General features: G+C 65.0%; 9 protein-coding genes. 7 read left to right on the forward strand and 2 right to left on the reverse strand.

All coding sequences use genetic code 11. The features are described from left to right. Positions 1-161: 161 nt before the first annotated feature. Complete coding sequence (locus AACQ95_RS14950) at positions 162-2012, forward strand: M3 family metallopeptidase (RefSeq protein ID WP_241278916.1); 1851 nt, start codon at positions 162-164, stop codon at positions 2010-2012. A gap of 67 nt (positions 2013-2079) precedes the next feature. Here the strand turns inward: AACQ95_RS14950 and AACQ95_RS14955 are convergent, their stop codons facing one another. Beyond that, positions 2080-4269, reverse strand: coding sequence for a glycoside hydrolase (locus AACQ95_RS14955; protein WP_241278917.1), 2190 nt, complete (start codon positions 4267-4269; stop codon positions 2080-2082). A gap of 331 nt (positions 4270-4600) precedes the next feature. Here AACQ95_RS14955 and AACQ95_RS14960 point away from each other — a divergent pair, with 331 nt between their 5' ends. After that, positions 4601-5263 (forward strand): hypothetical protein, encoded by a 663-nt coding sequence (locus AACQ95_RS14960; RefSeq protein WP_241278918.1) that lies wholly within the window; start codon positions 4601-4603, stop codon positions 5261-5263. A gap of 21 nt (positions 5264-5284) precedes the next feature. Then, positions 5285-6628 (forward strand): M12 family metallo-peptidase, encoded by a 1344-nt coding sequence (locus AACQ95_RS14965; protein ID WP_241278919.1) that lies wholly within the window; start codon positions 5285-5287, stop codon positions 6626-6628. A gap of 125 nt (positions 6629-6753) precedes the next feature. Here AACQ95_RS14965 and AACQ95_RS14970 read toward each other — a convergent pair whose 3' ends face one another. Next, the gene (locus AACQ95_RS14970; protein ID WP_241278920.1) at positions 6754-9903 is read right to left on the reverse strand and encodes a S41 family peptidase; all 3150 of its coding nucleotides are present in this window, start codon (positions 9901-9903) and stop codon (positions 6754-6756) included. Positions 9904-10165: 262 nt separating this feature from the next. On the opposite strand from AACQ95_RS14970, the gene AACQ95_RS14975 reads away from it, so the two are divergent. From AACQ95_RS14975 to AACQ95_RS14990, 4 genes are all read left to right on the forward strand, one after another. Continuing rightward, positions 10166-10642 carry a L,D-transpeptidase family protein gene (locus AACQ95_RS14975; protein WP_042869032.1) on the forward strand — a complete coding sequence of 159 codons (477 nt, stop codon included), beginning with the start codon at positions 10166-10168 and terminating at the stop codon, positions 10640-10642. Between the two features lie 150 nt (positions 10643-10792). After that, complete coding sequence (locus AACQ95_RS14980) at positions 10793-11512, forward strand: AzlC family ABC transporter permease (protein WP_241278921.1); 720 nt, start codon at positions 10793-10795, stop codon at positions 11510-11512. A 2-nt stretch (positions 11513-11514) separates the two neighbouring features. Further along, positions 11515-11856 carry an AzlD domain-containing protein gene (locus AACQ95_RS14985; protein ID WP_043140686.1) on the forward strand — a complete coding sequence of 114 codons (342 nt, stop codon included), beginning with the start codon at positions 11515-11517 and terminating at the stop codon, positions 11854-11856. 116 nt (positions 11857-11972) lie between these two features. Beyond that, entirely contained in the window at positions 11973-13499 is a 1527-nt protein-coding gene (locus AACQ95_RS14990) for a YjjI family glycine radical enzyme (protein ID WP_241278922.1), read from the forward strand. Positions 13500-13502: the final 3 nt, after the last annotated feature.

Raw genomic sequence — 13502 nt, forward strand, 5'->3', positions numbered from 1 at the left:
CCAGTATAGCCAGCAGACAGAAACCCTCGCTTTTGGTAGCGTGGTCGTGCGCATCCCGGCGCACCATTTGCCGTACAATTTGCAGAAAATGTGAATGAGTTGGCATTTCACCAAAAAAGGAGTGGGCGCCCCAGGGGCAGCCCCATAACAAGAGGGAATTTATGAGTTCCATTGCCAGGAATTACTTGAACCAGCTCAACGCCGACTACCTGCAGGTACACAGGCGCAAGGAGGACCTGTTCTGGTCCACCTACATGGGCACCAGCGACGATCAGGCCGGCTTCACCGCCGCCGAGCAGGCCTACAAGGCCTTCTGTGCCGATCCTGCGCGCCTGCCGGTACTGCGGGAGATGCAGGCCCTGGCCGAGGAGACTGAGCTCAAGCGGGGTCTGGGGGGCTGGATCGCCTTCTTCGAATGCAACGTCATCGAGGATCCTCAGGCCGCGGCCTTGATGGACGAGCTGGTGGCCGCCGAGGCGGCGCTGTTCGCCCGTCGCCGGGAGCTGAAGCTGACGTTACTGGACGAGCAGGGCCGCCAGGTGGCTGGCAGCCTGCCCGCCGCCAGCACGGCACTGGCCGCCAGCGCCGATGAAGCGGTGCGCCAGAGCGCGCTCGCCATGTTCCATACCCTGGAGCAGTGGGTGGTCGACAACGGCTATCTGGAGATAGTTCGGCTTCGCAACCGCTTCGCCCGCGCCATGGGCTATCGGGACTACTTCGATTACAAGGTGCGCAAGAACGAGCAGATGAGCCCGGCGCAGCTGTTCGCCGTGCTCGATGACTTCATCGCCCGTACCGAACAGCGGGTGCACCAGAGCCTGGCGGAACTCAAGGTGGCCAAGGGGGAGACGGCCCTGCTGCCCCACAACCTGCGCTACAGCGTGAGCGGCGACGTGACCCGCCAGCTCGACCCTTATGTGCCGTTTTCACGGGCGCTGAAGGACTGGGTCGAGAGCTTCCGCCGGCTCGGCATCCAGTACCGGGACGCGACCCTCACCCTGGATCTGCTGACCCGGGAGGGGAAATACGAGAACGGCTTCTGCCACGGTCCGGTGCCGAGCTTCTGGCAGGAGGGCCAGTGGGTGCCCGCCGTGGTCAACTTCACCAGCCTGGCGGATCCGGCTCAGGTCGGCAGCGGCTGGAGCGGCCTCAACACCCTGTTCCACGAGGGGGGCCACGCCGCCCACTTTGCCAACGTGACCGGCAACGCCCCCTGCTTCTCCCAGGAGTTTCCGCCTACCTCCATGGCCTATGCCGAAACCCAGTCCATGTTCTGCGACAGCCTGCTGGACGATGCCGACTGGCTCAAGCGCTATGCCAGAAACGCCGCGGGGGAGGCGATCCCCGATTCGCTCATCAAGGCCATGATAGAGGCGCGCCAGCCGTTTCGTGCCTTCAACGAGCGCCAAATTGCCCTGGTCTCCTACTTCGAGCGGGATCTCTACGCCATGGCCGATGGCGATCGCACCCCGGCCGCCGTGCTGGCGCTGGCCCGCCAGTGGGAGCGCAAGATCCTGGGGACAGAGAGCCCGCGCCCGCTGCTGGCCATCCCGCACCTCCTCAATCAGGAGTCGGCCTGTGCCTACCACGGCTATCTGCTGGCGCTGATGGCGGTGGAGCAGACCCGCGCCTACTTCCTCAGACGTGATGGCTATCTCACCGACAACCCGCGCATCGGGCCGGATCTGGCCGCCCACTACTGGGGTCCGGGCAACGGCATGACCCACGACCAGACGCTGCAGAGCCTCACCGGCGAGGGCTTCAGTGCCGCGCCGCTAGCACGGGCATGCAACCTGAGCGTGGCTGACGCCTGGGCGCAAGCCGAAGCCTGCATGACAGCGGCGCAGCAGCGGCCGCCGGCAGGCGAGGGCACGCCGCTCAATGCCCGCATCCGGGTGGTGCACGGGGATCTGCTGGTTGCCGACAACAGCCAGTCGGAGGCGGCCATGCTGGCCGATTTCGAGGCCTGGATCCGGCGCCATGGCGAGGCCGAGCCCGCCACCCTGGGTTAGGAAACCCCGCCTGCAAGAGAGCCCTGCCAATTGGCAGGGCTCTCTCTTTATATGACGAGCGGGTTCGTTACATCTTCAGCAGGGTCACCGGCTTGCCCTTGAGGGCGACCAGCAGCTGCCTGCCCGGCAGCTTGTGGCCATCGATCATCATGCTGCTGTGGCTGAAGTTGGCCACCAGCCGGCTGCCGTCCGAGAAGCGGGTCTCCTGCACCCGGCCCACCCCGTCCCGCCAGCGAAACCCCACCAGCGCCTTGTCCCACAGCGCCTCGTGCAGCGGGGCAAACTGGCTGTTGAGCCTCACCAGCTCCGGCAGGCGACTGTCCAGGGTGCTGCGGCTCAGGTTGACCAGGGGCGGCGTGTTGTAGAGCAGGCCGAGCAGGGCGCGATCCTCCTTGATGCCCGGGAACTTGAGGTTGTCCAGCAGCCAGTGGTGGCTGTTGAGCACAGAGTCGTGGAACACCGCCTGGTAGAGAGGCAGCCGATCCGCCGGGTTGAACACCGTCTTCAGGTAGCGCGGCTTGAGCCGGGCTGGCTGGAAGAAGACCTGCGGCGCCTCGTCCGGCCACCACTTGCCGAGGTAGTAGGGAGACTTGGCCTGCTTGCGCATGGCGGCATCCTCCCAGCCGAAGCCCCAGCTCTGGATGCCGTGGGCAAACATCAGCGGCTTGCTGGTGAGGGCGTTGCCATCCTCCGAACCCAGCACCAGCCCGAGCCGCTCCCCCACCCAGCTCATGCGGGCGTTGCGGTCGGCGATCATGGCCTGACTGCCCTGCTGGTGGGCCGGGTTGTAATCGTTGGAGGCCATGGCGGTGCCGTCCACGTCGAGGAACAGGCTGTTGATGCCGCTGGCCTTGGCCAGCTCGCTCATGCGGCTCTTGGCAAACGGCAGGGTGCAGCCCGGGTTGAGGTAGACCCCCTCGCCGCCGAAGCCCGGCTTGGGCTTGCCATTGGCCTCGACGATGGCGCAGCGCTTGCCGATCTCGATCGGCAGCTGGGCGGTGAGCCAGCTGTCGTTGCTGCCGGGGGGGATGGCGGTATCGTAGGCGTCATAGCTGCCCACCAGATAGCCCTGGCGCTGGGCGTCGGTGAGGGCATAACCCTGCTGCAGGGCTGCCGTCCATTGCGGTGTGCCGAGCCAGAGCTTGCGCAGCCCCGCCTGTTGCAACGCCTCGACCACAGGCAGCGACAGCCCCTGGCCCCAGCGCTCCTGCGCCACCAGCTGCTCGCCGAATCGGCCCTTGACCCACTGCTGGCGCAGGGCCAGCACCTTGCTCTGGGCCAGGGGGCCCTGCTGGGCGGGCAGCGGCAGCTGGCTGGCAATCAGCCGGTTTAGGCCGGCCATGATCAGGGCCTGCTGCCAGGGCTCGGGCGCCTTGGCGGCCAGCGCCTCCCGCTCCTCGGCGTGAAAGTCTTGCAGCCACTCAGGCTTTTGCCGGAGTTTGGCCTGCAGGCCGGGCCAATCCGTCACATCCTGCCGATCGAGCAGGGCATCGCCCCACAGATAGACATGGCTGGCGCCGATCAGCCGCCGACCGGCCGGAATGCGGGCAAACTTGTCGGCCAGGGACTGCCAGGCGCCTTCGCCCTGCAGCCACTCCCGGTAGCGGCGGGCGCCGGCCAGCCAGTCATCCCCCACGCTCAGTCGCACCACCATGGGGGCCTGCTGGTTGAAGCTGCTGAATTCGTGGCGGGCACTCAGCTGCAGCCGGCCCCCCTTGCGGGTGAAGCTGAGCTGGTTGTCATAAGGCGTCTGCAGGATCCAGCTGTAGGTCTGCTTGCCCGCGTCCTGGCTCCAGAGCGGCAGCTTGAGGTCGTAGTGGGTGTTGAGCTCGGCCAGCTCATCGCCGACATAGCCGAGCCAGTCGCTGTCGCGTACAGAGAAGCGGCTGCCCTCACCAAAGGCCAGCGACAGGTGGGTCTGGTTTTTCGGCAGGCTGTACCAGGCCAGCTGACGGGGACTGTCGCTGACCAGTGTCAGCAGCAAGTCATTGCCGTCCAGCTTGACCTCCACCCTGGCGTCCTGGGCGGGCCAGTGCCAGCTTGCCTGCTGCTCGCCCTGCTGCAACTGGTCGACCTGGCGGGCTGGCTGGCCGGTGCTGACCGGGATCTTGTTGACCGAAATGGCCAGGGTGTCGGGATCTATGCGGTAACTTTGCGTCTCACCCTGCAGCGTCAGGGGGGCGGCGGCCAGCGGCGCCGCCAGCAGTGAAATCAGCAGCCAGCCCAGTGCTGGCGCCTTTGTCTGTGAAGCCTTCATTCAACATCCTTGACCTGATTGATGCCATCAGGGTACGCCGTCGTCCGCCCCCCGGTACAGCCAAATCTGCTTAACCCATATGGGGTGAATGGCATCATGCCAGTCCTTTTTGGGGCCATTTTCATGTGCCAAAAAAGCATCATTCGAACCCTTTCTCAGCCCCCGCCAGCACTGGTTTCAGCGACTCGCCCAGAGGGTGTGAACGTCTACCTCCCATTTTTCGACGCCCCATATAGGGGGGTGTCAGCCTGCCCGCCGGTTTCTAGCATGCCCGCTCACTTTGAATGCAATTCATTGTTTTATAAGGATTGTTTTTGACTGGAGTATCAGTATGAAGAGAGCGAAGTGGGGGCTTGGGCTGGGATTGCTCGCCCTCTTGGCCGGGGTGATCGGCGGGTACCTGTGGCCGCAGCCGGCGGCGCCGGACCTGGAAGCCGGCCACAGCGGCGAGCCGTTGGCGGACTCCCCCGGGCAGATAGAGCCGGCTCAGCTTGCCGTGATGCCGACACCCGAGATCAAGCCTGCGCCGGCAGAAGCAGCCGCCAAGCCGGGCCGGCTGCGTGAGGACGGCAGCCAGCTGCTGGATGCTCCCTGGCAGGCGGCCGAGGTGGATGCCGACTTTCCGCTGGCGGAGCCCGGCGAGGGGGTCGAACAGCCCCAGCCGATCGCCCTGCAGGGCGGCGAGCTTGGACAGGCTCAGGTCGGCGACAGCGTGACCCTGCCGCTGCCGGACGGCAGCACGCTGGAGGCCAGAGTGACCAGGGTGGAGCTGCAGCGGGGCGGGGAGCGCAACTGGCAGGGCGAGATACGGGTCGACGGTGACAGCTATCCGGTCAATTTCACCGTCGGCAAGCAAGCCATCTTCGGGTTCATCGGCACGCCGCAAGGCAGTTACTCCGTCGAGACCCTGGGGGGCAAGGGCTGGGTTTACAAGAACCCGCCACTGGATCTGGGTCATGGCGGCAGCGACGCCCTGATCCCGACTCATCAATAACAACAGAAGAAGGAAAATCACATGCAGAAAACAACCTTGGGGATCATGATCGCGGGTCTGCTCGGCGCCACGCCCGTGCTGGCGGAAACCATAGATCTGATGGTGCTGCACAGCCCCGGGCTGGCGGCCCGTTATCAGGGGGATGCCCAGACCCGGATCCAGCACATGATCAACGTCACCAACCAGATCTATGCCGCCAGCGGCCTGGATCTGACGGTGCGGGCCGTGCACAGCCAGCAGGTGAACTATCCGGATGGCGGCACGGACGAATCCGCGCTTAATGCGGTGACCCATCAGAGCGACCAGGCCTTCAAGGCGGTGCCGACCCTGCGTACCCGCTATGGCGCCGACATGGTGGTGCTGATGCGGCCCAACACGGGTGACCACGGCAGTTGCGGGCTGGCCTGGGTGGGCGGTTCAGCCACCTATGCCGATGGTCGCAAGGCGTATGCCGACGGGGATGTTTCCAAGGAAGCCGGCAACATGTTCAGCCATGTCACCGCCACCGGCTGTGGCGACGTCGTGCTGGCACACGAGCTGGGCCACAACATGGGGCTCAACCACTCCCGGCTGCAGGATGGTACGGGCGGCACCTACCACTATGCGCTGGGGCACGGGGTGCAGGGCTCCTTCGCCACCGTGATGGCCTATCCCTCCAGCTTCGGGGTCTACAGCCATGAGTACAAGTTCTCCAGCCCGGATCTGGTCTGCAAGGGGCAGCCCTGCGGCGTGGATCACAGGGATCAGGCCAACGGTGCCGATGCGGTGCGGGCGCTGCGGGTCACCACGCCCCAGATCGCCAGCTTCTACCCCACCATGGTGACGGAGGCGATGCCGGATCTGGGCGAGCTGGAACACTCGCTCGAGGCGCGTCGTCAGGATCTGGCGACGGCCCAGGCCCACTACCGCCAGCAAGTGACAGCCAGTACCGCGCTGCAGGATCGGCAGCAGGCGCTCAAGGCCAACTTTGATCGCTACGATCGCGAGTTGAGAGTCCTGAACCAGCGCAACAGGCAGACGGTGCAGGAGATCAACCGGCTGGTGCAGGAACACAACAGCTACAACGGCAGCTACAGCCCGGACGAGTATCGCCGGATCCGCGCCATCCAGGCGAGCCTGAGCACCCGCATCGATCAGCTGCACGATGAAAACAATGCCCTGATCCGTCAGTCCAACGAGATCAGCCAGCGCTTTAACGCTGAGGTGGCCGAGTACAACGGCAGCTGGGATCGCTACAACCAGCTGACGGCGGCGGTGAAGGGCGCCGAAGGCAAGGTGAACGAGGCGCGCCGCGAGCTGGAGCTGGCCGAACACAGGTATCAGCTGGCGCTGGCCCGCCAACCGGCCGAGACGCTGCCGGCCTGATGAAAAAGTACGCCCCGCCAATGGCGGGGCGTGCTCTGTTTCACGCGGCAGGATGAGCCCATCTGGTTCGTAGCCGGATTGGTCCATCCGTTTTCCAGCAGGCTTCAATCACGCCTCTTTCCTGCTTATTTCGCTTTCGCTGACAACTGGGCGAGGGCGGCCTGTACAGCGGCTTCCAGCTGGGGATCGCGCCCCGCCAGCATGTCGGCCGGGGTCAGCGCCACCTGCACGTCCGGGATCAGCTCCTGATTTTCGTAAAGCGTGCCGTCGGGGTTGCGCAGTCCCAGGGTCGGGATGCCGTAGGCAAGCCCCGGGATCAGTCTGGATTCGTGGCCATAGACCATGGTGCCCGTGCCCGGCACAGGCTCGCCGATGATGGGGCCCACCTTGAGGGTTCGGTAGTACTGGGGGAAGGCCGAGCCTTCCGAGTAGCTGCCCGCGTTGACCAGCACCACCGAGGGCTTGGTCCACTGGCGGGTGGCGGCGTCCGTCTCCCCCTTGCCGAGCCGTGGCCAGCTGCGGGCCATCCCCTTGGCGCTGCCGTTGCCGGTCAGAAACTCCACCAGGGTATTGGCCAGGTAGCCGCCCTTGTTGAAGCGCACGTCCACTATCAGTGCCTCGCGATTGCGCTGACGGCCGAGGGCATCGGCAACCATCTCCTCATAGACGGCGCTGCTCATCTCCGGCAGATAGACGTAGCCGACCCGACCCTGACTCAGTTGCGCCACCTGGGCGCGGCGCTTGGCGACCCAGCCATCCAGTTGCAGGCGGTACTCCTGCGGCAAGTCCATGGCGGTGACATCGAGCTGCACCGGATCCTTGCTCCCCTTGGGCAGTAGGGTGAGGGCCAGTCGCTGGCCGGCCTGGTGATTGAGCAGGGCATCCAGCTCGTTCAGGCTGTGCAGCTCTGCGCCGTTGATGGCCAGCAGGCGGGCGCCCGGCACCAGATCCGTCTCCTGATCCAGCGGGCCGCCGGCCAGCAGGGCCGTCAGTTCGACCCCGTGTTTGTCTTCGCGCCAGTAGCCGCCGAGGCTGGCTGTGTCATCGGGCAGCCGCGGGAAGGGCGCCGGGCCATAGCCCCAGGTGTGGGAGACGTTCAGCTCGCCGGCCAGCTCCGCCAGCAGGTTGCCGAAGTCCCGACCATTGCCGATGCCGGGCAGCTGGCGACGATAGGCGGCCACATAGCCATCCCAGTCCACGCCGTTCATGTCGGCCCGATAGAATTCGTCCCGGGTGAGCCGGGTGATCTGGTCAAAGGCGGCCGTCATCCGAGCCTGCCAGCGCCCGCTCTGCAACAGGGCGAAGGGGTGAGGGGTCGCCTCGCCGGAGGCCATGTCTATCAGGGTCACTTCCCCCTCCCGCACCAGGGTGGCGAGGCTGGCGTCGTCATTGAGGCTGGCCAGCGCCGGGCCAGGCTGTTCGGCGAACAGCAGCTTGGTCTCCCCCTTGCGCAGCTCCTGGGCGTAGCCCTTGATCTCGCTTTCGCCATTGGCATCCGTCTCCTCCACCAGATAGATCAGGTGATCATCGACGATGCGGCTGGCGAGGACGGGGCCGCGTGGTTGCAACTGCAGCGCTTCCCTGTGTGCCAGCTTGTCGCTCTCGAAGCCGTAACCCCCCTTGGGGGGCGCCTGTTCGGCGAGGAAGTCGCTCTTGGCGGCGCGGCTGCTGTAGAGGCCGAGCAGGCTGCCATCCAGCGGCTCGCCGTCGGCGCCGAGCTTGCCGTACTTGGCGGATTGCCAGTAGAGGATGCCGCCATCCTGACTCCAGGCCGGGCTGCCATCCTGATAACCGTTAAGACTGACGTTGACCGGTTTGGCCTTGGCGTCCCGGGTGTCGATGACGGCGATCTCCTGCTGGGCCGAGTCGGGCTGTAGGGTCAGCGCCAGGTGGCGCGAATCGGGGGCGAAGGCCAGCTCCACCGCATGGCGGGAGGGGTTGAACTCGGCGGCGACCAGCGGTCGCTGCTTGCCGCTGGCCAGATCCAGCAGGTGCACGGCCTGACCGTCCACCACGAAGGCGAGCTGCTTGCCGTCGGGGGAGAGGGTCGGCTTGCTGATGGCGACGTCCGGCATGGCCAGCAGCTTCTCCTCGATGAGGGGGCCGGGCTCGCTGAACAGCCGGTCCGGCTGCGCCTTCTTCAGGCGATAGAGGGCGGCCGGCCCATGCTGCTCGGAGAGATAAATGAGCCCCTGCTCCTTGTCCACGTAGCGTGGCGAGGACTGCTCGCTGGGGTGGCGGGTGAGCTGGCGTACCCGCTCGCGGCGGGTGTCGACCGCAAACAGATCCCCCTGGCTCACCAGGATCACCTCCTCCCCATCCTGGCGGGCTAGGGCTTCGTCGATGACGACCGGGGTGTCGCTCTGCTCGTCGGGAGCCTGGGCCGAGAGCGGCCGGATCGTCAGCTTGCGCGGCGTCTCGCTGCCGGCATCGAGCCGGTAGAGCTCACCCTGCCAGGACCAGACCAGATCGCCGTGGTGGGAGGCGCTGAGACCGCGCACCGGATGGCCCTGATAGTGGGTGAGCTGGCGATCCTGACCGCTGGCCAGATCCCGTTGCCAGACGTTGAAATCGCCGCTGCGCTCGCTCAGGTAATAGAGCGCCTCGCCCTTGTCATCCCAGACGGGATCGCTGGCGGCGATCCTGTCTTCGGTCAGCTGGCGATGCTGTTCGCCATCGAACAGCCAGAGGCGGGAGACGGCAAAGGAGCGCTGGTGCTTGCGAAACGGCTGATCCATGCCCGGCATCTGATAAGCCAGCTGGTTGCCGTGGGGGCGGGCCAGGGTCGCGGGCAGGGGCTGGGCCGGGGTCAGGGTACCGCCATCTATGGGGGTCCAGTAGAGGGCGCTGGCCTGCAGCCCCTCAGCCACGAAGTGATCCGCCTCCGGACTGGTCAGGCGCTGGCTGCTCAGCAGCAGCTGTTTGCCATCGGCGCTGAATGCCTGGGGCAGGTCGGGGCGCGAATCCCGGGTCAGCCGCACCATTTCGCCCCCCTCGCTCGGCACCACGAACACGTCTTCATTGCCATAGAGGTTGGCGGCGAAAGCAATCTGCTTGCCGTCCGGTGACCAGAGCGGGCGCTGGCTCAGGTAGTCGCTGCCGGTGAGCGGCGTGGCGAGGCCGCCGTCTCCCGCACTCAGGTAGATGCGGCCCTGCCAGGTGAACGCAAGCTGCTTGCCATCGGGGGAGAGCGCAGGCTCGCGCAACCAGCGCGGCTCGGCGGCCTGCAGGGGGGCGCAGAACAGCAGGATCAGCAAGGAGAGTCGGTATCGCATCGTGGAGGTTCCTGAGGGGTGAAAAGCGCCTTATCTTCCCCCAATCCCCCGCGGGGGACTATCCCGAGATAGGGGGGGTATCCCGTTGTTTTGGCAGTTAATTGTAACAATCTATAAAAGATGGCGCGGGATATGTTTCTCTGGATATATTGAGTATTGATGGCGATCCAATATGATGGCGCTCGCCCGCCACTCGGGGCGGTGCAGTTCAGATGATTTGGTAACAAGAAAAGCCCTTACCAGAGGCTTGTCGAGGGATGGAATGAGAGCCGTATTACTGTGTTTGCTGGGGCTGTGGCCCGCACTGAGTTTTGCCACCTTGTCGGCCGACATGATAGTGGTGAAGAAGTCTTCCTATAGCCTGACCCTGATGAAGGATGGCAAGGAGGTCAAACGCTACTGGATCGCCCTGGGGCCGGCCCCCAAGGGTCACAAACAGCGGGAAGGGGATCAGCGTACGCCGGAAGGGCGCTACATCCTCGACTACAAGAAGACCAACTCCAACTATTACAAGGCCATCCACATCAACTACCCGAACCTGGACGACATCAAGACGGCCAACGAGCTGGGTGTGCGACCGGGTGGCATGATCATGATCCATGGTCAGCGCAACAGCATAGGCAACACCCGCTTGCAGCCGTCCAACTGGACCAATGGCTGCATCGCCATGCTCAACAAGGATCTGGACGAAGTGTGGAACGCCATCGAACCCGGCACCCCCATCGTCATTCAGCCCTGACCCTCTGCAGCGCGCCACCTCCGGGTGGCGTTCTGTTTTTCGGCTCCCCCTGTTCTGTCTCCATCCTCTCTTTATCCGCAGCCCCTTGGTATCTGTCCCCCTGCTGTGCTAGTTTTTCCGGCTCGCCGTGGATGCAACAAGGATGATCCCATGCCGTCAGCAACAAGCTCCCAGCCCGTCGGGGCCGAGAGTCGCCGCGCGCTCTGGTGGCGCGCTTCCATCGATATTCTGCCGCTCTCCATCTCCGTCATTCCCTGGGGGATCCTGTGTGGCGCCCTGGCGCTGCAGGTGGGGCTGAGCCCGCTGCAGGCCCAGCTGATGTCGCTGCTGGTCTATGCCGGCGCCGCCCAGCTCTCGGCCACCACCCTGTTCGGAGCCGGTACGCCCCTGCTGCCCATCATGGGCTCCACCTTCGTCATCACCTCCCAGCATCTGCTCTATGGCTTCACCTTCCGCCGCGATGTGCTGCCGCTCGCCCTGCGCTGGCGTGCCAGCCTGGCGTTTTTCCTGACCGACGAGATGTTCGCGGTGGCGCTGAAAGACAGGGAGCGCAGCGGTGCCTTCAATCCCGCCTACGCCCTGATTGCGGGCTTCGTCTTCTATCTGTTCTGGAATCTGGCGACCCTGCTCGGCATCGCCGCCGGTCAGTACATAGACGGGCTGGACAAGATGGGGCTGGACTTTGCCATCGCCGCCACCTTCATCGCCATGACCATACCCGCCATGAAGAACCTGCCCATGGTGGCGGCGACCCTGGTGAGCGGCGGCACTGCGCTGCTCACCAAGCCGCTGCTGGCGGAGATCCATATCATCATATCGGCACTGGCCGGCATGGTTGTGGGCTACGTGCTGCACCGGATGAGGAGATGACCATGAGCTGGCTGATGATAGGCCTGCTGGCCCTTATTACCTTCTTCAACCGCTTTGCCTTCTTCTCGCGGCTGACCCGCTATCAGCCGGGCGCCGAGATGGGGGCCTTCCTTAGCTTCTCGGCCCAGTCGGTGTTGACCGCCATCTGGCTGCCCATCGTCTTCAGCTATGAGCCGGGCAAGGGACTGACGTGGGATCCGGACTACCTGGCCGCCACCCTGCTGGTGACGGCGCTGACCCTGTTGCGGCTGCCGACTCTGCTGGTGGTTGTGGTGGGCATGGGGGGCTTCTTCCTGCTGCGCTGGCAGGGGGGACTGGCGGCGCTGCTGCCCTGGTTCGGCTGAGCCGTGATCCCGCATGGTGGATGTCTTTTATGGATATCCGCCATGTTGTGAATGTCACTTCAAAAAACACCTCCAAAATGTGAGGATTTAGGGACCATCCGCCGAGGAGCTCCCCCATGTCTTTCACCGAAACCTGTCAGCGCATAGTGCGTGATCACCACCTCTCTGCCGTCCAGAAGAGTCATGCCCTGGCGCTGGCCGCCGAAAACGCGCTGCCTTATCCCGAGCTGCCCCCGGCGGTCGCCGAGGCTAGGGTGCAGGGTTTTCTCTGTGACATGTTCGAGGGGCATGCCCCCTACAAGCCGCGCTACGTGCTGCCGGACTATGAAAAGTTCCTGAGTCAGGGCTCCGCCTGGCTGGAGCTGGCACCGCCCAAGGATTTCGACGAGGCGCTCGATGCCCTGCGCATCCTCTATCACCATGTGCCCTCCGTCACCGGCATGCCGGTCTGGCTGGGGCGACTCGATCATCTGCTGCTGCCCTTTGTCAGGGATCTGGATGACGAGACTCTCCATCGCAAGCTGAAGGGGTTCTGGATCTACCTGGATCGGGTGCTGCCGGATGCCTTCATGCACGTCAACATAGGCCCCGACGACAACCGTCTCTGCCGCCTGATCCTGCGCATCGACGGCGAGCTCAAGCAGGTGGCGCCGAACCTGACCCTGTTCCACGATCCGGTGCAGACCCCGGACAGCCTGCTGATGCTGGCGGTGCAGAACATAGCCAGCTGCAGCAAGCCGCACATCGCCAACTACCCGCTCCATAGCAACACCTTCGATCAGCGCGGCTTTGGCATCGTCAGCTGCTACAACGCCCTGCCCCAGGCGGGCGGCGCCAATACCCTGGTGCGGCTCTCCCTCAAGCGGGTGGCCGAGCAGGCCCACGGCATAGATGACTTCATGGGCTGTCTGCTGCCCCACTACTGCCGCCTTGCCTCCCAATTGATCGAGGCGCGCGCCGCCTTCCTCCATCAGGAGTCCGGCTTCTTCGACAGCTTCCTGGTCAAGGAGGGCTTGCTCGAGGAGGAGCGCTTCGTCCCCATGTTCGGCATCTATGGCATGGCGGAGGCGGTCAATTTGCTGATGGACAAGGAGAATCTGCCCGAGCGCTACGGCCGTGACGAGGAGGCCAACCAGCTTGGTTATCGCATCTCGGCCCAGCTCTCCCGCCATGTGACCGAGACGCCACAGGTACACGCCTGGGGCGGTCGCGCCCTGCTCCACTCCCAGGGCGGGCTCAGCGTGGATCGCGGCGTGACCCCCGGGGTGCGCATCCCTTACGGCCAGGAGCCGGATCCGGCCAGCCATGTGCTGGCGCTGGCGCCGCACCACGGTTTTTATCACTCCGGGATCAGCGAAATCCTGACCCTGGACCCCACCATACGCCAGAACCCGCAGGCGTTGTTGCAGCTCTGCAAGGGGGCGCTCGCCATCGGCATGCGCGAGTTCACCGCCAACGTGGCGGACAGCGACCTGGTGCGGGTGACCGGCTACATGATCCGCAAGAGCGACGTGGCCCGTTTCGCGACCGAGGGCTCGCGGCTGCAGACCACCTGCCTCGGCGCCGAGGCGAGCGAGCTGACCGGGATCCGCCAGCGGGCGCCGCGGGTAGTAGGGCGCGAGGCGACCCTGTGTGACTACTGAGTG

Source organism: Aeromonas sp. MR19 (assembly GCF_963899305.1).
GTDB classification, from domain to species: Bacteria; Pseudomonadota; Gammaproteobacteria; order Enterobacterales; family Aeromonadaceae; genus Aeromonas; species Aeromonas bestiarum.